Annotated in this window: 16 protein-coding genes; 4 read left to right on the top strand and 12 right to left on the bottom strand. The window is 62.7% G+C overall.

The window, feature by feature from the left end:
* Positions 1-127 precede the first annotated feature (127 nt).
* The gene (locus NAT49_RS11500) at positions 128-1,402 is read left to right on the top strand and encodes an OmpP1/FadL family transporter (protein ID WP_251594296.1); all 1,275 of its coding nucleotides are present in this window, start codon (positions 128-130) and stop codon (positions 1,400-1,402) included.
* An 84-nt stretch (positions 1,403-1,486) separates the two neighbouring features.
* Here NAT49_RS11500 and pepF read toward each other — a convergent pair whose 3' ends face one another.
* Positions 1,487-3,397 (bottom strand): oligoendopeptidase F, encoded by a 1,911-nt coding sequence (gene pepF / locus NAT49_RS11495; protein ID WP_251594294.1) that lies wholly within the window; start codon positions 3,395-3,397, stop codon positions 1,487-1,489.
* Between the two features lie 180 nt (positions 3,398-3,577).
* Between pepF and NAT49_RS11490 the strand changes: the two genes are divergently transcribed.
* Entirely contained in the window at positions 3,578-4,861 is a 1,284-nt protein-coding gene (locus NAT49_RS11490) for an NAD(P)/FAD-dependent oxidoreductase (protein WP_251594292.1), read from the top strand.
* A gap of 23 nt (positions 4,862-4,884) precedes the next feature.
* Here the strand turns inward: NAT49_RS11490 and NAT49_RS11485 are convergent, their stop codons facing one another.
* The 10 genes from NAT49_RS11485 to NAT49_RS11440 form a co-directional block, all read right to left on the bottom strand.
* Positions 4,885-6,255, bottom strand: a complete 1,371-nt coding sequence (locus NAT49_RS11485; protein WP_251594290.1) for a glutamine synthetase family protein — start codon at positions 6,253-6,255, stop codon at positions 4,885-4,887.
* A 145-nt stretch (positions 6,256-6,400) separates the two neighbouring features.
* Positions 6,401-7,564: a porin gene (locus tag NAT49_RS11480; RefSeq protein ID WP_251594288.1), complete on the bottom strand. Its 1,164-nt coding sequence runs from the start codon at positions 7,562-7,564 to the stop codon at positions 6,401-6,403.
* A 41-nt stretch (positions 7,565-7,605) separates the two neighbouring features.
* Entirely contained in the window at positions 7,606-7,905 is a 300-nt protein-coding gene (locus NAT49_RS11475) for an EF-hand domain-containing protein (RefSeq protein ID WP_251594287.1), read from the bottom strand.
* Positions 7,906-8,046: 141 nt separating this feature from the next.
* Positions 8,047-9,642 carry an ABC transporter ATP-binding protein gene (locus NAT49_RS11470; protein WP_251594285.1) on the bottom strand — a complete coding sequence of 532 codons (1,596 nt, stop codon included), beginning with the start codon at positions 9,640-9,642 and terminating at the stop codon, positions 8,047-8,049.
* Between the two features lie 12 nt (positions 9,643-9,654).
* A complete protein-coding gene (locus tag NAT49_RS11465; protein WP_251594283.1) occupies positions 9,655-10,596 on the bottom strand; it encodes an ABC transporter permease in 942 nt (313 codons plus the stop codon).
* Positions 10,597-10,628: 32 nt separating this feature from the next.
* The gene (gene oppB, locus NAT49_RS11460; RefSeq protein WP_251594281.1) at positions 10,629-11,555 is read right to left on the bottom strand and encodes an oligopeptide ABC transporter permease OppB; all 927 of its coding nucleotides are present in this window, start codon (positions 11,553-11,555) and stop codon (positions 10,629-10,631) included.
* 39 nt (positions 11,556-11,594) lie between these two features.
* Positions 11,595-13,193: a peptide ABC transporter substrate-binding protein gene (locus NAT49_RS11455; RefSeq protein WP_251594279.1), complete on the bottom strand. Its 1,599-nt coding sequence runs from the start codon at positions 13,191-13,193 to the stop codon at positions 11,595-11,597.
* Positions 13,194-13,270: 77 nt separating this feature from the next.
* Positions 13,271-14,875 (bottom strand): peptide ABC transporter substrate-binding protein, encoded by a 1,605-nt coding sequence (locus tag NAT49_RS11450; RefSeq protein WP_251594276.1) that lies wholly within the window; start codon positions 14,873-14,875, stop codon positions 13,271-13,273.
* Between the two features lie 125 nt (positions 14,876-15,000).
* Positions 15,001-16,587, bottom strand: coding sequence for a peptide ABC transporter substrate-binding protein (locus NAT49_RS11445; RefSeq protein WP_251594275.1), 1,587 nt, complete (start codon positions 16,585-16,587; stop codon positions 15,001-15,003).
* Between the two features lie 237 nt (positions 16,588-16,824).
* Positions 16,825-17,085: a type B 50S ribosomal protein L31 gene (locus NAT49_RS11440; RefSeq protein WP_251594273.1), complete on the bottom strand. Its 261-nt coding sequence runs from the start codon at positions 17,083-17,085 to the stop codon at positions 16,825-16,827.
* A 522-nt stretch (positions 17,086-17,607) separates the two neighbouring features.
* Between NAT49_RS11440 and NAT49_RS11435 the strand changes: the two genes are divergently transcribed.
* Positions 17,608-19,110 carry an HD domain-containing phosphohydrolase gene (locus tag NAT49_RS11435; protein ID WP_251594270.1) on the top strand — a complete coding sequence of 501 codons (1,503 nt, stop codon included), beginning with the start codon at positions 17,608-17,610 and terminating at the stop codon, positions 19,108-19,110.
* Between the two features lie 51 nt (positions 19,111-19,161).
* Here the strand turns inward: NAT49_RS11435 and NAT49_RS11430 are convergent, their stop codons facing one another.
* On the bottom strand, positions 19,162-20,742 hold the full coding sequence (locus NAT49_RS11430; RefSeq protein WP_251594268.1) for a peptide ABC transporter substrate-binding protein: 1,581 nt from the start codon (positions 20,740-20,742) through the stop codon (positions 19,162-19,164).
* Positions 20,743-20,973: 231 nt separating this feature from the next.
* On the opposite strand from NAT49_RS11430, the gene prfB reads away from it, so the two are divergent.
* Positions 20,974-22,072, top strand: a protein-coding gene (gene prfB / locus NAT49_RS11425) for a peptide chain release factor 2 (RefSeq protein ID WP_251594266.1) whose coding sequence is annotated in 2 segments (ribosomal slippage) — positions 20,974-21,048 and positions 21,050-22,072 — 1,098 coding nt in all. Because the reading frame shifts where the segments join, the coding sequence is not laid out codon by codon here.
* Positions 22,073-22,101: the final 29 nt, after the last annotated feature.

Below are 22,101 nucleotides of genomic sequence, written 5' to 3'. Positions count from 1 at the left end.
TGTCGGCCGACCTTGGTCGTGCGGCCAAGGTCGGGATTGACCGGAAGGTCAGGTTCTTCCAAAACATAAGAGATTGCGGTAAACGCCCGTTTGAATGGCAAGCGCCGCGTGAGCAAGGGACATGACCATGAAAAAGAAGACGCTACACCTAAGCGCAGGACTGATCGGACTCGGGGCATGCTGGCCGGTCTGGGCAGGCGGTTTTCAGCTCAACGAGCAGGACGTGGTGACCCAGGGCACCAGCTTCGCCGGCCGGGCCTCGACACCGACCAACGCGGCTACCGTGTTCAACAACCCAGCCGGCATGTCGTTTCTTGACCAGGCACAACTGACCGTCGGTACGGTCTACTTGAACCTCTCAAGCGACATCACCACCCGAGACTCGGGTCAGCCGCTGACTGGCCTTCCGGTCTCCGGCGAGAGCGACGGCGACATGATTCCGGGCGAGGCGATCCCGTTCGGCTACGTCGTGGTGCCGCTCGACAAGCGCTGGACCTTTGGGTTCGGGGTCTATGTGCCGTTCGGCCTGATCACCGATTACAGCGACGACTTCCAGGGCCGCTACTTCGGTGACTACAGTCGCGTCGAAGTGGTCACGGCGCAGCCCACGCTTTCCTACAGGTTCAACGATCAGTGGTCGCTCGGCCTCGGCGTGACCTACAACTGGATCGACGGCAAGCTGGGCGCGGCCACGGCCAATCCGCTCGACCCGACCAATGAAGGCGACGTCAAGGTTGAGGGCGATGATCAGGCCTGGGGCTATAACATCGGTCTGATGTATCAGCCGACCAAGGCCACGACGCTCGGTCTCGCCTACCGCTCGAAGGTCGATTACAGCCTGGAAGGCCACACCACCTACAACAACACGCTCGACAGCGCGACCTTCAACGTGGTGTCGGCGCGAAGCGATGCCAAGCTCGACATCACCCTGCCGGAATCGGTTGAGCTCTCGCTGACGCAGAAGCTCGACCCGCGCTGGACGGTCATGGCAAGCGCCACCTGGACGCACTGGAGCCGCTTCGATGAGCTCTACGTCGAAAACAGCAATCCGCGGGTGAACGACATTCAGGAGCCTGAAAACTGGGACGACACCTGGATGTACGCCGTCGGTGCAAGCTATCAGCTCGACCCGGCCTGGGTAGTGCGTGCAGGCGTTGCCTATGACGAGTCGCCGATGGATGGCGCCACCCGCACGGTGCGTGTCCCGACCGGCGACCGCTGGATCTACTCACTCGGCGCCGGCTGGCAGCCCACCGATACGCTGACCTTCGATGTTTCCTACAGCTACTTCAACGAAGAGAGCGTGAGCGTCAGCCAGAGCAACCCGCAGCGCGGCACCTATGACGCCGGCTACGACAGCGATGGCCATGGCTTCGGTGCGCAGGTGACCTGGCGCTTCTAAGGGGGGCGTTCAAGCCCTTCGCCCACCACGTGCTACATCAAGACACGACCCAACGCCCGGCACCTGCCGGGCGTTTTGCGTCAATTACTGCGCGCCCAGTTCCGGGTGCTTGTCCAAAAGCGCATTGGCCTGATCGATCAGGTCGTTCATGTAGCCCATCAGGGCGTCGTAGGGCGCAGGCGTTGCCAGATCCACGCCGGTTGCCTTGATCAACCGGTAGCCGCTGTCACTGCCGCCACGCTTTAGCATGTTGAGGTAGGCCGTGCGCGCGTCGAGGTTTCCGGCCTCGAGCTCGCGGGCGATCGCGTAGGCGGCAGTGATGGAGGTCGCGTACTGATAGACGTAGAAGTTGTAATAGAAGTGCGGCACGTAGGCCCATTCAACGTGGTAGGCCGGGTCGATCTGCATCACGCCCTTATCGACGCCGTAGTATTTTTCAAGCAGTGCGCCGTACATGCGGTTCAGCCGCTCGCCCGAGAGTGAGTCGCCGTGCTCGACGCTTTGGTGAATGGCGCGTTCGAACTCGGCGAACTGGGTCTGGCGGAAAAACGTCGCGCGAAGCGATTCGAGCGCCTGACCGAGGTAGTAGAGCTTGAGGCTTGGCGTGTCGGCCGAGGCGATCATGTGATCGATCAGCAAAAACTCGTTGACGGTGGACGCCACTTCGGCGGTGAAAATTGGATAATCGGCGCTCGCCCAGGGCTGGTGGCTGCTTGTGAGCATCGAATGCACGCCATGGCCCCACTCATGCGCGTAGGTCGAGACGTCGCTGTAGTGGCCGTTGAAATTCATCAGGACATACGGGTGCACATCGTAGGCCGCGCCGTTCATGTAGGCCCCCGAGCGTTTGCCCCTGGCCGGGTAGGCGCTGGTCCAGTCGGCGTCGGTGGCCTCTTTTAACAGCCCCTGATACGCCTGCCCAAGCGGTTGGGTGGCCTCACGCGTCAGCGCCTTGGCCTGATTCAGATCGAACTCCGGGGCACGGGCAATCAGCGGCGGATAGATGTCGTAGTAGCGCAGTGTCTCGACGCCAAGCAGGCGCTGCCTGAGCTTTAGATAGCGATGGAGGCTATCCAGGTGCGCGTTGGCCGAGGCCACCAGTTGATCGTAGACCCCGACCGGGATGTCATTGCTCGAGAGCGCGGCGTCGAGGGCGCTGTCGTAGTGGTGCAGGCGCGCGCTGGTGACGTGCGCGGTCACTTCCTTGTTCAAGAGCGCCCCGAAGGTGGTCGCGTAGGTCTGCCATGTGGCCCAGAACGTATCGAAGACCTGCTTTCGTACCGCACGGTCGTCGCTTTTTCTGAGCGCAGCGTAGCCGGCGCTGTCAAGGCGGCGGAGGTCACCGTTGACGGTGATTTCGGGCCAGGGAATATCAGCGTTTGACAGCAGCGAGTAGCTTTCTTCCGAGGAGGTTACGGGCGCCAGCGCCGCCAGCGCGGACTCGGTTTCGGCGCCGAGAATGTGCGGTGCCTGCTCGCTGATGCGGGTCAGGCGATAGCGGTAGTCGGCAAGCACCGGGCGAGTCGCCCAATCGGCCAGCGTTTCGGGCGGCATCTCGGCAAGCGCCGGGGTCACGAAGCCGGTCACGCTGTCGAGTCGCGCCCCGAGCTGCGTTATGCGGTTCTGGCGTTCCTGAGCGCGGTTGTCACTGAGGTTTTCATCGGCGGTGAGGCTTGCAAAGACCGCCAGGCGCGCCGTGGTCTTTTCCACCTCGCCGATGGCGTCAAGCGCTCTGGCGAGCTTTTCGGGCGACTCGGTAAGCTGGCCTTTAAAACGCGAGAGGGCATCGACGTCCCTGGCGGTGCGCTTGAACTGCGCCTGCCAGGCCTCGGGCGAGGCGTAGAGGTCGCCGAGTGACCACTGCCCTTCGGTGGATGGGGCTGAGGGTCTGGTGGATGTGGATGAGGCGGGGGGCTCGGCGGCCCAGCCCATTGAGGCGGTGCACGTCAGTGCAACGCCTGCACACACGGCGCGTAATGAGAACCTGCCAGACATCGTGACCTCGCTTGAATTAGAAAACGGCGAACCCAGTGTAGCATCGCCGGCGTGGCTGGAGCCGTGGCAATGTACAAGGCGGGCGGACTTGATATGCTCGGCCCCCCTGGGTGTTTCCAGTTCGCGCGTAGTTCGATCTCACGCGCGGTCACTTATCGTGCGTCTTTACCGGAGCCTGCCATGAGCGCATCTCGCCTCCCTCTGTCCTACTACGCCGCCACCGCGAGTGATGCCTCACAACATGCGCCGCTCGAGGGCGCGCTTGACTGCGATGTGTGTGTGGTCGGAGGCGGGTTCACGGGCGTGTCCACGGCGCTGCATCTCATCGAGCGCGGGTTCGATGTGGTACTGCTCGAGGCCGAGCAGCTCGGGTTCGGGGCCTCCGGGCGCAATGGCGGCCAGATCGTCAACAGCTACAGCCGGGACATGGACGTGATCGAGGCCCGTTACGGCGCTGAGACCGCGCGGGCGCTCGGGAGCATGGCGTTCGAGGGCAACCGCATCATTCGTGAGCGCATCACGCGCTACGCCATCGACTGCGATTTGAAAGAGGGCAATCTGTTCGCCGCCTGCACCGAGCGCCAGTGGCAGGGCCTCAAGGACCATCGGGCACTTTGGGCGCGCTATGGCCACTCAGAGCTCGAGCTTCTGGGCCGTGATGCCTACCGGCGTGAGGTGGGCAGCAAGCGCTACACCGGCGTGCTGATCGATCATTCCGGCGGGCACCTGCACCCGCTCAATCTGCTGCTCGGGCAGGTGCGGGCGTTCGAAGCCCAGGGCGGGCGCGTCTTTGAGGGCTCACCGGTCATCTCGGTCACGCCGGGCGAGCCCGCGTGCGTGCGTACCGAGCGCGGCGAGGTGCGGGCGAGCAAGGTGGTGCTGGCCGGCAACGCCTACATGAGCGGGTTACTGCCCGACATGGAGCGCCGTTCGATGCCCGCCAGCACGCAGATCATTACCACCGAGCCGCTCACCGACGCGCAGGCCCGGGCACTGCTTCCGACCGACCGCGCGGTGGAAGACTGCAACTACCTGCTGGACTACTACCGGCTGACGGCGGATCAACGCCTGCTCTACGGTGGGGGCGTGAGTTACGGCGGTCAGGATCCGGACAGCATCGAAGGCGCGATTCGCCCCAAGCTTTTGACCACCTTTCCGGAGCTCTCGGACGTTCGGATCGACTACGCCTGGAGCGGCAATTTCCTGCTGACGCTCAACCGATTGCCCCAGTTCGGCCGAGTGGAGGCGAGCGTTTATTACGCGCAGGGCTATTCCGGTCACGGCGTGACCTGTTCCCACCTGGCCGGATGTCTGGTGGCCGAGGCGCTTGCCGGCGATGGCAGCCGCTTCGATGCCTTTGCAGGCATTGCGCACCGTCGGCTGCCAGGCGGGCGTACGTTCAGCGTGCCGCTGAGCGCGCTGGGCGCCTGGTACTACCAGCTGCGCGACCGGCTCGGCTGGTAGCGTGGCCCTATCCCATGCATTCCCTACACGTGGCGTAGATACCAGTCGTACTCAAGCGTACTGACCCGAGCCATCGCCTGCTCGCGCTCGGCGCGCCGATTGGCGCAGTAGACAAAATGAAACGCCTCCCCAAGTGCCGCTTTCAGGGCGTCGCTGTGTTCGAACAGGCTCAGGGCCTCGCGCCAGCTGTTGGTGAGACTGGGTGCGAGCTGGGTATAGGCGTTGCCGGCAATGGGTGCGCCGGGCGCCGCCCGGTGATCAAGCCCGTAAAGAATCGATGCCAGAAGCGTTGCAAGCAGCAGGTAGGGGTTGGCGTCGGCGCCTGCCACGCGGTGTTCGAGCCGACGGGCGTGGTCGGGGCCTGACGGGATCCGGATCGCCACCGAGCGATTGTCCACCCCCCACGACGGCGCCATTGGGACATAAAGCCCGGGCTGAAACCGGCGAAACGAATTCAGGTTGGGGGCGAGCACTGCCATTGACGCAGGCATCAGCTCGAGCAGCCCGCCGATGGCGTGGCCGAGTGTGTCGCTTCCGGTGGGCGCGCCGTTATCGGCGGCGAAGAGGTTGGTGCCGTGGGCGTCTTCAAGGCTTATGTGCACGTGAGCGCCGCTTCCGGCTTCATCGCCGAAGGGCTTGGCCATGAAGGTGGCCTCAAGGTCGTGTTGCTCGGCGACGCCGCGAATCAGGCGCTTGAGCAGTACCGCGCTGTCGGCGGCGGCGAGAGCGTCGCTCGAGTGAATCAGGTTGATCTCGAACTGGCCCGGCGCGCATTCCTTCAATGCGCTGTCGAGCGGCAGCCCCTGGGCGCGGGCCGCGGCCTGAATGTCTTCAAGCACACCTGCGTACTCATCGAGCTCGTTCATGGCGTAGAGCTGACTCTGTACGGCGCGTTCGCCGGTGCTTGGGGCGCAGGGCGGATGAATGCGCCCACGGGCGTCACGCCGGCGCTCGACCAGATAGAACTCGAGCTCGAGCGCCACCACCGGCGTAAGCCCGCGCTCGCTAAACCGCGAAAGCGTCTGCGCCAGCACGTGGCGCGGGTCTGCAAAAAACGCGGTGCCGTCGGGCTCGAACATGCTCATAAGCACCTGAGCCCGACCCGGGCGCCAGGGCGTCGGGGCGAACGTGTCGGCCAGGGGCCAGCAGGTGCGGTCACCGTCGCCGGAATCAAGCCCAAGGCCGGTTTCCTCGATGGTGTTGCCGCAGATGTCGAGGGCAAACAGCGAGGCGGGAAGCTGAATGCCCTGAGTGCAGGCCTTGAGCAGGCCGTCTCGGGGCAGGCGCTTGCCACGCATCACGCCGTTGAGGTCGCTGATGAGGACATCGACGGTCTCGATGTCGGGGTACTGCTCGAGCAGTGCTCGAGCCTTCTGCAAAGGAAGGGAGGGCATGAGCCGCCTCGTGGAAACAAAGAAGAGGCCATCTTTTCCGGGGCGGGCGGCGCTGTCAATCGCTGCGCCGTCGCGCGCCGAGCGGGAGGTTCGGCACGCGACGGCAGGGCGTGGCGCCTATATGTAAGCGCCTAGACGTAAGCGCTTAGAAGTTGTAGCGCGCGAACAGAACGGTTGCGTCGTTACCGGCGTCGTCGCCGCCTTCGGCGTCCTTGCTGTCATCGAAGGTGTGTTCGACCGCGAGAATCAGGTTGTCGTTGAAGGTCAGCCACGCTGCACCCAGGAGGTAAAACGCACTGCGGGCGTCGGAGCCTGCGTCTTCCAGCCGGTTGAAGCCGCTGTAGAGCTGAACGGTGCCGGGCGTGTAGCCCTTGAGGTTATAAAACGCGGCGCCTTCATAGCCGTGGGCTTCATCGATGATGCCGTCAGCCTCATCCACGCCTGAGAACGTGCTCGAGCGAATCAGGTTGCGGTAGGTGCCCCCGGTCAGGGCGAAGTACCAGTTGCCCGGCGTCCAGCGGGTGCCGAGCAGCCAGGCGTTGACGTTCTGTGCCTGCTTGCCGCTGTTTCGGTACTGATCGATCGCCGAGTGGGAGTAGGTTGCACCGACGGACCAGTCGTCGGTGGCCTGGTAGTTCACCGCCACCTGACCGGTGTAGTCGCGCTCGAGGCCGTTGGTCGCGGAGTTGAACCCGGTGACCACGCGCTGGCCGCCGATTTGACCATAAACGGGCGTGCGTTCGCCGTGGGCGTGATCCTCATCGCTCTGATAGAGCACCCCGACGCTCCAGTCGCCGAAGGTGTTGCGGTAGGAGATGGCGTTGTCGGCGCGGCCGGTGCCCTCGAAGCCGCCATCGCCCGAGCGTCCTGCAAACGAGCCCTGGGCGGTCGCGCCGTTGTACCAGAACCAGTCGGTCGACACCGCCACCAGGTCGTACCAGACCGAGTACTGCTTGCCGATCAGTACCGTGCCGTACTCGTCGTTGCTGAGCCCTGCGTAGAGCAGGCGCTTGTAGTGGTCGTCGTCGCCGTGTTCGAAAAACGGATCGAAGCCCCATTCGGCGCGGGCAATCGATGACCAGCCGCCCTCAAAATTGTGCTCGTGGATGAGTCGAACGCGCGAGCCTGCGTTGGTGAAATTGTGATCGTCATCGACGTTATTGACGAAGGTACTGCCGCCTGCGATGCGCCCGCTGATCGTGAGCCGATCCTTGGGGGTTTCGTAGGCGATGAACGCCTGTGCCTGTTGGGCGATGAAAAACGTTGCAAGGCCGAGGCCGGCGATACGTACCGTCTTGGAAGAAACCATGAATATCCTTCAACTTCTTTTTTTTAGGGAAAACGTGGGGGTCAGTCGAGCTCGGCGTCCATGAACTCCTGACGGGAGATCTTTCGATCCTGATTGGTGTCGAGCCGATTGAACGGCAGCGCCTCATCGGCACTGTCGCTTGCCGCTTCGGTCGGGTCGATCACGCCGTTGCCATCGGTGTCGAGGCGGTCGAACTCGGCCCGGCGCTCGGCGTTGGCGGTATCGGTCTTGGCGTCATCGAAGCCGCCAGGGCCAAAAAGCGGCGCGTCATGGGCGCAGCCGGCGAGGGCGGCGGCGGCCAGAAACCCGAGGGCAGGCCAGAGGAGGGGGCGACGTGTCATGCGTCTGTTCCTTGTTGTGTGTCGTTTAAACGGCTTCACGACTGTCTGTCGTGCAAAAGAGCCTTCGCGGTGTGCGCCGCGAAGGGCGACCGACGACCGGTGAGGGCCGTCGGCTCGGGCCAATGCCCGAATCGGTCGATCTCAGGCGACGCGGTCGATGAACGACGCCTCGATCAATTTCTTGGTGTAGTCGACGCGGGGCGCGGTGAAGATGGCTTCTGACGGGCCCTGTTCCACGACGGCGCCGTCTTTCATCACCAACACGGTGTCGGACATCGCCCGCACCACCGAGAGATCGTGGCTGATGAACACGTACGTAAGCCCATGTTTCTTTTGAAGCTCGCGCAGAAGGTTCACTACCGTCACCTGCACCGAGCGGTCGAGTGCCGAGGTTGGCTCATCGAGCAGCAGAAATTCCGGTTTCAGCACCAGCGCACGGGCGATGGCGATGCGCTGGCGCTGGCCGCCTGAAAATTCATGGGGGTAGCGCGCCCGCATGGCCGGGTCGAGCTTTACCTCGTTAAGCGCCTCGATCACGCGGGCCTCGCGCTCGCGCCGGGAAAGCTCCGGAAAGTGCACCTTGAGCCCTTCGCTGATGATCTCGCCGACCGTCATCCGCGGTGACAGCGAGCCGAACGGGTCCTGAAACACCACCTGAAAGCGTTTTCTAAGCGGGCGCAGCGCTTTCTGATCGAGCGGCTGCAGCGCCATTTCGTCGAATTCGATCTGCCCGGTGCTTGGCAAGAGTCTTAACAGCGCCCGGCCAAGGGTCGATTTGCCCGAGCCGGATTCGCCGACGATGCCGACGGTCTGGCCGCGGCGAACGCGAAGGTCGATGCCGCGTACGGCCTCGAATGTTTCATCCGGGCGAAAGAGATGGCGCTTGGTGGTGAAGCGCACGTGAACGTCGCGGGCATCGAGCACGACGGGGGCGGCGTCTGCCACCGGGGCCTTGACGCCGTCGGGCTCGGCGGCGAGCAGCATGCGGGTGTAGTCGTGGCTCGGACTGGCGAAGACCTCACGGGTCGGCCCCTGCTCGACCAGATCGCCGTGCTGCATCACGCAGACCCGGTCGGCGACGTGGCGGACCAAGTTCAAATCGTGGGTGATGAACAGGATCGCGAGGCCGTAGCGCGCCTGAAGCTCACCGAGCAGTTCCAGGATCTGGGCCTGTACGGTGACGTCGAGCGCGGTGGTCGGCTCATCGGCAATCAAGAGCTTCGGCTCGCAGGCGATCGCCATCGCGATCACCACGCGCTGGCGCTGGCCGCCGGAGAGCTCATGGGGGTAGCTGTTCATCCGCCGCTCGGGCTCGGGAATGCCGACCTGGGTCAACAGTTCAAGCACCCGCGCCCGCGCCTTGTCGCCGCGAAGCTTGGTGTGCTTTTCGAGCACTTCACGAATCTGGCGCTCGATGCGGTGCATCGGGTTGAGCGAGGTCATCGGCTCCTGAAACACCATGCCGATGTCGTTGCCGCGCAGTGCGCGAATGTCGCGGTCCTTGAGCTTTGTCAGGGTCTTGCCATCGAAGCGGATCTCGCCCTCGATGCAGGCAAGTTCCGGCAGCAGGCGCATGATGGCGGTGGAGGTGACCGACTTGCCGGAGCCGGATTCGCCGACCAGGGCGACGGTTTCGCCGGCCTTGACCTCAAGGCTTACGTCCTTGACCGCGGTGACCGGGCCGGTGGGCAGATCGAAGGTGACGCTCAGGTGAGCGAGTTCAAGCAGTGCAGACACGGTGGCCTCCGATCAGCGGGTTTTCGGGTCGAGGGCGTCGCGCAGCCCGTCGCCGAGAAAGTTGAGACAAAAAAGCGTCACGGCCAGAAAGAGTGACGGCACGATCAGCATCCACGGCGCGCTTTCCATCATGTCCTTGCCTTCGCTGATCAACACGCCCCAGCTGGTAAGCGGCTCCTGCACGCCAAGGCCCAGAAACGACAGAAAGCTTTCCAGCAGGATGACCTTGGGCACGGTCAGGGTGACGTAGATGATGACCGGACCGAGAGTGTTGGGGATCAGGTGGCGCCGCACGATGGTCGGCCCGCCAACGCCTAACGCATGGGCGGCCTCGATGAACTCGCGGCGCTTGAGTGCGAGCGTCTGGCCGCGCACGATGCGCGCCATGTCGAGCCATTCCACCGCGCCAATGGCGGCGTAGATCAAGAAGATATTGCGGCCGAACACCACCATCAAAAGAATCACCAGGAACATGAACGGCAGCGAGTACATGATGTCGACGAAGCGCATCATCAGGTTGTCGGTGCGCCCGCCGACGTAACCGGCCACCGCCCCGTAGAGTACGCCGATCACCAGCGAGACAAAGGTGGCCACCAGCGCCACCGACAGCGAAACCTGGCCGCCGAACAGGGTGCGCACCAGAATGTCGCGGCCGTTGGCGTCGGTGCCGAAATAGTGGCCGTTTTCAAGCGAGGGGGCGGTCTGGAAGTTGCTCCAGTCGACTTCATCGAGCGCCCAGGGCAGCAGATGCGGACCGATGAAGCAGACCAGCGCCATCAGCGTGAGAATCACAAGGCTCGCCATGGCGGCCTTGTTCTGCTTGAGCCGGCGCCAGGCTTCGCGGCCGAGGCTCTCGCCGGTGTTCTTGTCAGGCCCGGCTGGTGGGTTGGGGCCGCCGGCGGGCAGCGGCGTATCGTCGTGCTCGCCGCGGTAGGGGGTCGTTGTCGAGGTCATGAGGCGCTCTCGCGGTTTGTCTTCATGGCGAATCAGTCGTCGTATCGAATCTGGGGGTCAAGGGCGGAATACAGCAGATCCACCAGCAGGTTCATCAGCACGATCAGCGCGCCGTAGAACACCACCGTGCCCATCACCAGGGTGTAGTCGCGGTTGAGCGCGCCCTGCACGAAGTAGCGGCCGATGCCCGGGATGCCGAAAATCTGCTCGATCACCACCGAGCCGGTGACGATGGCGGCAATCGCCGGGCCGAGATATGACACTACCGGCAAAAGCGAGGGGCGAAGCGCGTGGCGCAGCACCACCTGCACTTCCGAAAGGCCCTTGGCGCGGGCGGTGCGGATGAAGTGGCTGCCCATGGTTTCGATCATCGAGGCGCGCATCATGCGGGCGATGTAGGCGATCTGCTGAATCGACAGCGCGATCACCGGCAGCACCAGGTTGGGCAGGGCGCCGCCGTTCCAGCCGCCGGCCGGCAGCCAGCCGAGCAGCACCCCGAACACCAGCGCCATGATCGGCGCGATCACGAAGTTCGGTACCGCGATGCCGCCAAGCGCCAGCGACATCACCAGATAATCGATGGTGCTGTTGCGTTTGAGCGCGGCGATCACGCCAAGCGGCAGCCCGATCAAAAGCGCAAGGCCGATCGCGAGCCCGCCGATTTCAAGGCTTACGGGAAAGCCCTGCATGATCAGCTCGGTGACCGAGAAATCCTTGTACTTGAACGACGGCCCGAAATCGCCCTGAGCCAGGTTGCCCATGTAGCGCAGGTACTGCATCGGCAGGGGTTCATCAAGATGATAGGCCGCCTTGAGGTTGGCCTCGATTTCAGGCGGTAGCTGCCGTTCGCCGTCAAACGGGCCGCCAGGCGCTGCACGCATCAAAAAAAACGAGATCGTGATCACGACCAGAAGCGTAGGCACGGCAAAGGCCAGCCGTTTCAGGGTGTAGCTCAGCATGGACGGTGGCCTCCATGGCGTCGTGCACTCGGTGCCATGTCATTCTCCAGAGTGTGAGGGGGTGGATGGGGACGCAAGGGACAGAAACCGCAGCGGATGCTCATCCATGACGTTGTCTTCAAAGCCCTGCACCCTGGGGGAGACCAGGTGGTTCGAGACGTAGTCAAAAATGGGAAGTACCGCGTAGTCGTCCAGAAGCGTTTGTTCGGCCTGTCCGAGCACCTTTCGTCTGTCCGCCGCATTGGCGATGTGAGCGCTTTTTTCGATGAGCGCGTCAAGCCGGGCGTTTTGATAGCCGCTGGCGGCCGCAGCACTGCCGCCTGCGGCGTAGCTTCCGACCAGGTCGATCGGGTCGTTGACGGTCGCGACCATGCCGTAGCGGGCGACGTCGAACTGGCACTGCTTGATCGCGGCGTAGTGCACCGCACCTTCCGAGTTGTAGAGCTCGACAGTGACCCCGAGCGGTTTCCACATCGCCGCCACCGCGACGGCGACTTTCTTGTGGTCGTCATCGGTGTTGTAGCGAAGGGTCAGCGTGAGCGGGGTGTCCGGGCCGTAGCCGGCCTCGCGCATCAGGGCCCTGGCCTTTTCGGCGCGCTCGGCGTAGGGGGCATCGAGCCCTGGCATGGTAACGCCGTCCGCGCCACTCATGGCCTCGGGCACGAAGCGATGACTTGGGCGCATGCCGGTGCCGAGCACCTTGTCGGTGATGATCTCGCGCCGGACGACCAGGTTCAGCGCCTTGCGGACACGGGCGTCGGCCAGGGCGCCGTCGCGCAGGTTGAACATGTAGAAATATTCGCCGGCCCACGGCGCCGTGCGAAGCGCGTCGGGCCTTTGGGCGCGCACCCAGTCGATTCGGCTCGAGGGCACCTGGGCAAACGACAGATCGATCTGATCGTTTCGAAACCTACGAATGGCGTCGTTGGTGTCCTCGAGCGGGTACATCACCACGCGGTCAAGCGCGACGGTGTCGGCGGCGTAGAACGCGGGGTTTTTCTCGAGTGTGAGCTGCGACTGCGGGTGCCACTCGCCAAGCGTAAATGCACCGCTGACCACGGTGTCGCCCGGAACGATCCAGCGCTTAGTGGTGCTTAAAACGTGGCGCGGCAGCGGCGCGGCCTCGCCCATGGCCATGGCCTGCAGGAAGTAGCCGCTCGGGTGATCAAGCGTGATCTCGAGCGTGTGGGCGTCGAGGGCCTTGACGCCGAGCGCCTCCGGCGCCCGCTCACCGCGGTTGACCGCCCGCGCGTTATGGATCGCGTAATAGAGGTTGGCGTTGTGGTTGGCGGTGGCCGGCATCAACAGCCGGCGGAGGCTGAACACGGCGTCCTCGGCGGTGATCGGTGTGCCATCGGACCAGCGCGCGTCTCGCAGGTGAAAGGTGTAGACGGTGCCGTCATCGGATACGTCCCAGCGCGAGGCCAGTCCTGGAATCAGGCGGCCATCGGCGGCGGTGTCGACCAGGCGATCGAACATCGCCTTTTGAATCCGTGAATCCCAGTGATTCGCCGATTTTTGCGGATCGAGCGAGCCGGGTTCGCCTTCGTTATCCACGTGAAGCGTGGCGGCCTGGGCGGTGCCCAGGCTCAAAAGAAGAGGCAGTGCGGTAAGCAGCGTGCGCCAGTGAACGGCCATGAAAGACTCCCTTGTCGTTATTGCGCTTGTTGTTATTGAGTGTGTCGCTATTGAGGCCCGTCGGTGCGCACGGCCGGTCAGTGGTCCGACTCGTTGAACTTGATCCACCGCGACAGGTGGCGGTTCAGGGCGTTGTCGGCAAAGCCCGTGAGCTTCGGGTTCACCAGATTGCGCGAGGTGTCGATGTAGATCGGGATCAAGGCGTAGTCCCCAAGCATCTGCCGTTCGGCGCGCTCGAGCAGGGTCTGGCGGGTCTCCGGGTCCTGGGTGCGCGCGGCGCGCGCCATCAGATCATCGAACGCATCGCTTTGATAGCCGCCGTAGTTCTTGGCTGCGCCCTGCTCGAGGATGCCGAGGAAGTTGGCCGCATCGTCAAAATCGGCAACCCAGCTGGCGCGGCCGACATCGAACTTGCCCGCGGCGAGGTCTGCGTAGTGCACGCGGCCTTCGGCGTTGATCAACGAGGTCTTGATGCCGAGCGGTTTCCACATCGAGGCCAGCGCGATCGCGATGCGCTTGTTGGCCTCGGTGGTGGAGTAGCGAAGCGTCAGCTCGAGCGGGCGGTCCGGGCCGTAGCCGGCCTCGCTCAGAAGGCGCTTGGCGCGCGTCATGCGCTCATCCATCGGCGCCTCAAGCCCCGGCATGGACTGGGCATCGTACTGATTCACGCCGTCGGGCACGAAGCCGCGGGCGGCGGTGACGGTCCCGTTCATGATCTTGTCAGTGATGATGTCGCGTCGTACCGCAAGGTTGAGCGCCTCGCGCACCCGCGCATCGGCGGTGGGGTGGCCGTCGCGCTGGTTGAGCGCGAAATAGTAATTGGCAAGCTGGGGCGCCAGATGCACCGCGCCCGGCAGCTGCTCCTTCAGCGCCTCATACCGCTCGGGGGGGAAATCGCGAACGAGGTCGAACTCACCGGCACGGAACCGTCTCAAGCCGGTATTGCGGTTTTCGATCGGATAAAACGTGACACCGTCGAGCGAGACGCTCGCGGCGTCATGAAAATAGGTGTTTTTCTGCGTGCTCAGATGGTCGTTGGCCACCCAGTCGGTCGGAGTGAACGCGCCATTGGTGACGATGTGCTCGGGTTCTGCCCAGTGATCGCCAAACTGATCCAGTACGTGGGTCGGCACCGGCGAGGCGGCGATGTTGGCCAGAAGCGCCTCGAAGTAGGGCGTGGGCCGCTCCAGGTGAAACACCACCGTGCGCGCGTCCGGCGCGTCCACACCGAGGGTCTCCGAGGCGGCGGTGCCTTCCGTGATCGCGCGGCCGTTCTTGATCGGATAGAAGAGACTCGCGTAGACGGCGGCGTTGCTTGGCGTCATCAAACGGGTAAAGGCGCGCTTGAAATCGTCCGCCACCACCGGTTCGCCGTCGGACCAGCGGGCGTCGTCTCTGAGGGTGAACGTCCAGGTCAGGCCATCGTCGCTGACCTGCCAGGATTTGGCAGCGCCGGGGATGTACTGGCCCTCCGGCGAGAGCGTCACCAGGCCTTCGTAAATGTCGCCCAGAATGTCGTTTTCCCACACGCTGCCACCGATGTGGGCGGTGTCGAGCGAGGCGGGATCACCCTGGGTGCCGACCCGCAGGGTATCGGCCATCGCCGGGGCAAGGCCGAGCCCGAGCACGAAGGTCGCACCGAGCAGTCGGCGACCGAGAAGGGAAAGAACGTGAGGGCGCATCGAAGGCATCTCCTGAGCTTTGGTCAACGTCATCATGAAAGAAGTAAGCGCGCGCTTATCCTAGCGAGCTGTCGGCCGCTTCGCGAGAAGGAGACGCGCGAAACGGCCAAGTCCTTTACGACGCGTCAGGGTGTGAAACTCACCCAGCGAGAGAGATGGTCGTCCACCGGGTTGTCCTGCCAGCCGGTAAGCGCCGGATTGACCAGGTTGCGGGTGACGTAATAAAGCAGTGGTGCGGCGGCGTTGTCATCGATGGCAATGCGCTCGGCATCCTGCAGCAGCGCTTCGCGTTTGCCGGCATCGAGGGTGGTCGAGGCCTTGGTCATTTTCTGGTCGAACGCCTGGCTCGAGTAGGCGCCGTAATTGTTGCCGGCGCCAGTACCCAGTAGCGCCAGAAAATTCTCGGCGTCGTTGTAGTCGGCGACCCAGCCGGCGCGGGCGACGTCGAAATCGCCCTGGGCGATGGCCTGATAGTGCACGGTGGCCTCGGCCTGCTGCATGTGCACGCGCACTCCGAGCGGTTTCCACATCGCCGCGACGGCAATGGCGATCTTCTTGTGTTCATCGCTTGAGTTGTAGCGCAGCGTGAGGTCGAGCGGGTTGTTCGGCCCGTAGCCTGCCTCCTTCATCAAGGCGCTTGCCCGCGCCATGCGCTCGTCCATCGATTGCCCCTTGAACGGCAGCTCCTGATGGGTGTAGTGGTGCACGCCCGGTGGTACGAAGGCGTAGGCCGGCAGGAAGGTGCCGGCCATGATCTGCTTGGCCAGTACCTGATGGCGAATCGCCAGATTGAGCGCTTCGCGCACCTTCGGGTCGGCCGTGGGCTCCCCCTGGCGCTGATTGAACACGTAGTAGTAACTGCCAAGCATCGGGCTCATGTGCGTGGCCTCGGGCAAGTTCTCCTCAAGCCACTGATAGCGGCTCGAGGGGTACTCGCGCAGCACATCGAGCTCTCCAGCGCGAAAGCGGGAGATGCCGGCGTTGCGGTCTTCGGTGCTGTAGTAGTTGATCTTGTCGAGCGCGACATCCCGGGCGTCGTAGTACTCGGGATTCTTGACCGCAGTGATGCGCGACTGAGACACCCATTCGACCGGCTTGAACGCGCCGTTGGTCACGATGTGGTCCATGTCGGTCCAGTCGCGGCCGTATTTCTCGACCGTGTGCCTTGGTAGCGGCATGGCGGTGTAGTGGGTCAGAAGTTCGATGAAGTAGGGCGTCGGCTCGTTAAGCGTGACTTCGAGGGTCTTGCCGTTTTCTTTTGCGACCACGCCGAGCGCGTCCGGCGGCAGTTCGCCGGTATTGACCGCGCGGGCGTTCTTGATCGGGTACAGGTTATAGGCGTACTTGGAGGCGTTTTTCGGGTTCAGGAGATGGCGCCAGCCGAAGACGAAATCGCCTGCGGTGACCGGCGTGCCGTCGGACCATTTCGCGTCGTCTCGCAGGTGAAAGGTGTAGGTTCGGCCGTCGTCGGAGATGTCCCAGTCGGTCGCAACGCCCGGGATTGCCTCACCCTCCGGATTCTGGGTCACAAGGCCTTCAAACACATCGAGCAACACATCCGATTCCCAGGTGCCGCCCGAGACCTGAGAGGTATCGAAGGAGGCGAGTTCGCCGATGACTCCGATGTTGAGCGTCTGCGCCCAGACAGGCGTTGCGGAAAGCAGCGCAGTTGCGGCAAACGCGCCTGCGAACCGTTGAAATGGGGTTTTCATGGCAGAGTATCCTGACTGATTGTTGTGTTCTGGTCGGGTATGGCCCGGGTCAACGATTGTTATGGTGCTTAGTATATGACCGAAGTTGACCATACAGTCAGAAAATGCGCCTTGTCCAGATATCCCTAATGATCCGATGCGATCAAAGCCGACGGCCGATCAGGCAGAAGGGGAGCGACGTGCGCATAAAAAAAGACCCGTCGCCGGGTCTTTAAAAAGGAGAGGCACGGGGACGTCTCAACTGCGGCGCGCCCCAAGGCTTCCGAAGCGGCGCTTGAACTGCGCGGCGCGCCCTTCGGTGCCGACCGAGCGCTGCTTGCCGGTATAAAACGGGTGCGACGCCGAGGAGATATCCAGCCGGATCAGCGGGTAGCTATTACCGTCTTCCCACTCGATGGTCTCGCTGGAAGACATGGTCGAGCCGGTCTTGAAGTACACATCGGCGCTGGTGTCGTAGAAAACGACCTTACGGTACTCGGGGTGAATGCCTGATTTCATAAATCCTCCTTGGTTTTTAATTATGTTATTTCATAACAATATTGGGAGTAAAGACCTTGCCCCGTTTTAAGAGAGGGCTATTTTGCGGGCGGGTTCTTCACCTAAAACTCAGCGTGTTCACTCAAGCCCTTTGCGGTAACAGCGCCATAGGGCTGAGATAGCGGATGCGATGTTTTATACGCTAATTGAGTTTTTTTGAATGTTTTTGGCGCCATAAAGCGATAATTCACCCTGGCCGATAGTGAAAATAAGCGTCACCCGCTTTTTCGGTACAGGGAATTCTCAATGGCAGAGCCATCTGCGACGACGCCTTCCTTGGAGGAGGGTGGATCAGTCGAGCTTCGCGATCCTCTTTCCATCATGCACGCTCTCGATGGGTTAGCGTACCAACCATGCAGTATCTCCGTCTGTTTCGAAGATCATTCCGAAACACGTTATCCCGCGCGTTTCGAGTTTTTCGATCATGCGGAAAAATGCCTTCAGATTCGCGTCACGAACATGCCGGGGTTGGAGGCGGCCTTCATGGAATCAGGGCGCCTGATACTGATTGCCGAGAGCGCACAGCAGGTGGTGCGCTTCAGCGGCCTTTGCATCCAACGGACGCGCCATGTCGAGGATGGCCGAGTGCTCGAGACCGGGCTTCCGGAGGCGCTTAATACAGATTCGAAGCGCCAGAGTGCTCGTATTCCGTTGACGTCTGGCATGAAGGTGCCGCTCGAGCTGATGTGTTTAGAGGGACAGGCGGCAATACGGGGGCGGCTCGGCGACATCTCGAACGGTGGATGCATGATGGAGTTGCCGCTGTCGCGGTGTGATCCACTCCGAGTGGGCATGACGGTATCACTGTCGATGGTGTTTCCAAGCGAGGAGCGGTTTGAGGGGGCGGCGGAGATTCGCTACATCAGGCCGTTGGCCGCCTCTCACCACGCTCGGGTTGGGCTTGCCTTTTTAAATCTCGCTCAGGCGCAGGTGCAGCAGTTGATGCACATTCTAAGCGAAACGGAGCGCGAAGTGGCCTGGCGAAACGGGGAGGCCATGCAGTTTGCCGGGGCGTCGGCGCTCTACGTTTCAACGGCTGCAAGGAAAGGGCAGCGCCGCACCCGGGGCCGGCCTGTCGAGGTGCGCTCACCGATGGTCGATGATCTGCGGGATATCGTGCGGACGCAGCACCTTTATCTGTTGGCGTTGCAGCAAAAGACGCCACTGCCTGAGCGCGCCCTTGCCAAGAGTGCCGACCGATTGATCCAGCTTCTCAAACACAATCGTCAGCAGGTGTTCTACGCGCTCGGGTGTCTTTCCGATGAGCCGCAGTGGGTTCAGCATTCGCTTTGCGTGTCGTGCCGGCTGTGCGATTTGATGCTGGCCGAGCCCGAGCATGCGTCGCGGGCTCGTTCGGCGATGCTTGCCGCGCTTGTACACGACATGGGCAAGGCGATGATGATCGGGCCTGAGTTTCCAACGCTCGATGGGGAGTTCGAGGCTGACCGCCGTCACCGGTTTCGCCAGCATGTGCCGGTGTTGCTTGAGGCGCTCAAGACTACGGCGCAGATTGAAAAGGCCATGTGCCTTGAAATCATTCAGGGCATCAACGAGCGCCTGGATGGCTCTGGCTATCCCGATGGACTCGAGGCCGAGGCGCTGACGCCGCTGTCGAAAATGGCGGCGGTGATCGATGTGATCGATGCGATGATGCGCCCGAGAGGCGATCGCCGGGCGAGCACGGCGATGGAGGCGTATCGATTCGTTTATCAGCGTCCGGAGCAGTTCGAGCGGCACTGGGTCACTCGCTACGTGCAGCGCCACGGGTTCTATCCGATCGGCAGCTTGGTGCGGTTTTCGCGCGGGTATCTGGCGTGGGTGATGCGTCTTGATCAGTCGGGGCAGCCAACGCGGGTACGAGTGGTCCGCGATCTCCGTCAGCAGGACGTGGTGTTGAACCTTGTGCTGGAGCGCGTCGATTTCGCACAGCTCGGTGAGCTCGAATCGCTGGTGTCGCCCGAGCCTTATAAGCTAACGGCGTACTAGCGGGTCTACAGGCAAACGCGCGCGGCCAAAACGGCCGCGCGCTCATCGTACTTACTTCTCGATGGACATCCAGCGAGCGGGGTGCATGTCGAGGGCGTTGTTGGCCCAGCCTTCAAGGTCCGGGTTGACCAGGTTGCGCGAGCTGTAGGTGTAGATCGGCGTGAGCGGGTACTCTGAAAGCGCCAGTGTTTCGGCGCGCTCCATCAAACTTTCACGGGCATCGGCGTCCTGCTCGGTGTCCGATCTTGCCATCAATGACTGATACTCGGTGTTCTGGTAGTCCCCGTAGTTGTTCGATTTCTGAAGCAGCAGTTGCAGGAAGTTCTGGGCATCATCGATGCTCGAGATCCAGGCGGCGCGACCCACCTCGAACTTGCCGGCCATCAGATCGGCGTAGTGCACGTTGGCCTCGGTGTTTTGAAGCTGTGCCTTGACCCCGAGCTGTTTCCACATGGCCGCGACGGCGACGGCAATGCGCTTGTGCTCATCGCTCGAGTTATAGCGAAGCGTGAGCTCCAGCGGTTTGTCCGGGCCGTGGCCGGCTTCTTCCATCAATGCCTTGGCGGTTTTCAGGCGCGCCGCATACGGGGCATCAAGCCCTGGCTGCGGCTGGGCGTCATAGTGGCTGGTGCCGGGCGGAACCAGGGTGGTCGCGGGCGTGACGGCGCCATCGAGCAGTTTCTCGGCGATGACCTCGCGGTTGATGGCAAGACTCAATGCCTTGCGTACGCGCACATCCGTGACCGGTGAGCCGTCCTTCAGGTTGTAGACGTAGTAATAGGTGCCAAGCGATGGGTAAAGCTGGGTCGCCTCCGCGAGGTTTTTCTTGAGCCACTGATACCGCGAGGCGGGGAAATCGCGCAGGATGTCGAGCTCGCCGGCACGAAAGCGTTGAATGCCGGCGTTCTTGTCTTCCATCGGGAAGTAGTCGACGCCCTCGAGGCTGACGGCGTCGGCGTCATGGAAATGCGGGTTCTTGACGGTGGTCAGCTCGGAGTGCGAGACCCACTTGGCCGGCTTGAACGCGCCGTTGGTCTCGATATGGCCGATATCGCTCCATTTGGCGCCGTATTCCTTCTTGAGGTGGGCTGGAATCGGGTAGCCGATCGGCAGCACCAGCGATTTGAAGAAGTACGCCGTAGGCTCGCTCAGGGTCAGGACCAGCGTTTTGCCGTCGTCTTTCGATTCGGCACCGAGGCTGTCGAGAGGCTTGTCGCCGGCGTTGATCGCCTGGGCGTTCTTGAGCGGGTAAAGGCGCTGTGCGTAGTTGGCGGCCGTTTCGGGGTCGAGCTGGTGGCGAAGCCCGGCGACGAAGTCGTCTGCGGTCACGGCCGTGCCGTCTGACCACTTGGCGTCGTCTCTTAGATGAAACGTGTAGGTGGTGCCGTCCTCGCTGATCTCCCACGAGTTGGCAACGCCCGGGATGACTTCGCCGTCGGCGCTGATCGACACCAGCCCTTCGTAGATGTCGCGCAGGATGTCCTCTTCCCACACGCCGCCGGTGATCTTGGCCGGATCGAGCGAGGAGGGGTCGCCGCTGATGCCGACGTTGAGGGTCGCCGCCATCGTGAGTGGCGCTGCCCCAAGCCCGAGAGCGAGTGCAAGGGCTTGATGTGTCTTCTTCTTGTACATGATCGATTCCCTGAAAAGATAATGAACCCGGTGCCCAGTATAGACAGGCGCTCGGGCGAAATGCGTGGTTCGTGTCGAGTGACTTGATGAGCGTCGGTGGTCGGGGGTGGGGCTTGACGGGCCTGACTTTTCTAGCCCGATCAAGCGCTCGCGGATGACGCCAGGGCAGCGCCTTGGCTACAATGGCGTCCTTTCGCCCGCAGGACGGGCCCGTGGCAACAGAGGACGATCATGCAAGAGATCAACCCGATTTATCAGCACATCAAGGACCTGTCCGAACGGACAGACGTCCTGAGGGGGTATCTTTGACTATGCCGAAAAGAAGGATCGGCTGGAAGAAGTAACCCGGGAGCTTGAAAACCCGAACGTCTGGAACGACCCGGACTACGCCCAGAAGCTCGGGCGCGAGCGCGCGCAGCTCGAAAATGTGGTGGCAACGCTCGATGGCCTGACGCAAGGCGTCAGTGACAACGAGGAGCTGTTGGAACTGGCGGTGATGGAAGAGGACGAGGGCACGGTCGAAGAGGTGCGCGCCGAGCTCGACCGTCTCGAGACACAGCTCGAGAAGTTGGAATTTCGTCGGATGTTCTCGGGCGAGATGGACGCCAACAATGCCTACCTCGATATTCAGTCCGGCTCCGGCGGCACCGAGGCGCAGGATTGGGCCAATATCCTGCTGCGCATGTATCTGCGCTGGGCCGAGCATCACGGTTTCAAGGCCGAGCTTACCGAGCTCTCGGCCGGCGATGTGGCCGGCATCAAGTCCGCCACCATTCATATTCAGGGCGAGTACGCCTTTGGCTGGCTTCGCACCGAAACCGGCGTGCATCGCCTGGTGAGAAAGAGCCCGTTCGATTCCGGCGGCCGTCGTCATACCTCGTTCGCCTCCGTGTTCCTGTCGCCGGAAGTCGATGACAGCTTCGAGATCGAGATCAACCCCTCGGATCTTCGTGTCGACACCTACCGCTCGAGCGGGGCAGGCGGTCAGCACGTCAACACCACCGACTCGGCGGTGCGAATTACCCATGAACCCACGGGGGTCGTGGTGTCGTGTCAGAGCCAGCGCAGTCAGCACGCCAACCGTGACTTCGCCATGAAACAGTTGAAGGCGAAGCTCTGGGAACTCGAGATGCAAAAGCGCAACGCCGCCAAGCAGGAGGCCGAGGAGAGCAAGGCCGACATCGGGTGGGGCAGCCAGATTCGCTCCTACGTGCTGGACGATCAGCGGATCAAGGATCTGCGGACCGGCGTGCAGTCGAGCAACTGCGAAAAAGTGCTCGATGGCGATCTTGACCAATTCATCGTGGCGAGCCTCAAGCAGGGGCTGTAAACCGGGCATCGGCAAGACGCTCAGGGTTC

Source organism: Larsenimonas suaedae (assembly GCF_023712105.1).
Lineage (GTDB): Bacteria > Pseudomonadota > Gammaproteobacteria > Pseudomonadales > Halomonadaceae > Larsenimonas > Larsenimonas suaedae.
Note: the sequence above shows the minus strand (reverse complement) of the source record. Positions and strands in the feature narration are given on the sequence as shown.

Bases quoted from the DNA above. Each gene is read 5' to 3' on its own strand.
- NAT49_RS11445 (WP_251594275.1), bottom strand. From the start codon at position 16,587: ATGAAAACCCCATTTCAACGGTTCGCAGGCGCGTTTGCCGCAACTGCG.
- NAT49_RS11480 (WP_251594288.1), bottom strand. From the start codon at position 7,564: ATGGTTTCTTCCAAGACGGTACGTATCGCCGGCCTCGGCCTTGCAACG.
- NAT49_RS11500 (WP_251594296.1), top strand. From the start codon at position 128: ATGAAAAAGAAGACGCTACACCTAAGCGCAGGACTGATCGGACTCGGG.
- NAT49_RS11435 (WP_251594270.1), top strand. From the start codon at position 17,608: ATGGAATCAGGGCGCCTGATACTGATTGCCGAGAGCGCACAGCAGGTG.
- NAT49_RS11475 (WP_251594287.1), bottom strand. From the start codon at position 7,905: ATGACACGTCGCCCCCTCCTCTGGCCTGCCCTCGGGTTTCTGGCCGCC.
- NAT49_RS11440 (WP_251594273.1), bottom strand. From the start codon at position 17,085: ATGAAATCAGGCATTCACCCCGAGTACCGTAAGGTCGTTTTCTACGAC.
- oppB (WP_251594281.1), bottom strand. From the start codon at position 11,555: ATGCTGAGCTACACCCTGAAACGGCTGGCCTTTGCCGTGCCTACGCTT.
- NAT49_RS11450 (WP_251594276.1), bottom strand. From the start codon at position 14,875: ATGCGCCCTCACGTTCTTTCCCTTCTCGGTCGCCGACTGCTCGGTGCG.
- NAT49_RS11485 (WP_251594290.1), bottom strand. From the start codon at position 6,255: ATGCCCTCCCTTCCTTTGCAGAAGGCTCGAGCACTGCTCGAGCAGTAC.
- NAT49_RS11465 (WP_251594283.1), bottom strand. From the start codon at position 10,596: ATGACCTCGACAACGACCCCCTACCGCGGCGAGCACGACGATACGCCG.
- NAT49_RS11455 (WP_251594279.1), bottom strand. From the start codon at position 13,193: ATGGCCGTTCACTGGCGCACGCTGCTTACCGCACTGCCTCTTCTTTTG.
- pepF (WP_251594294.1), bottom strand. From the start codon at position 3,397: ATGTCTGGCAGGTTCTCATTACGCGCCGTGTGTGCAGGCGTTGCACTG.
- NAT49_RS11490 (WP_251594292.1), top strand. From the start codon at position 3,578: ATGAGCGCATCTCGCCTCCCTCTGTCCTACTACGCCGCCACCGCGAGT.
- NAT49_RS11430 (WP_251594268.1), bottom strand. From the start codon at position 20,742: ATGTACAAGAAGAAGACACATCAAGCCCTTGCACTCGCTCTCGGGCTT.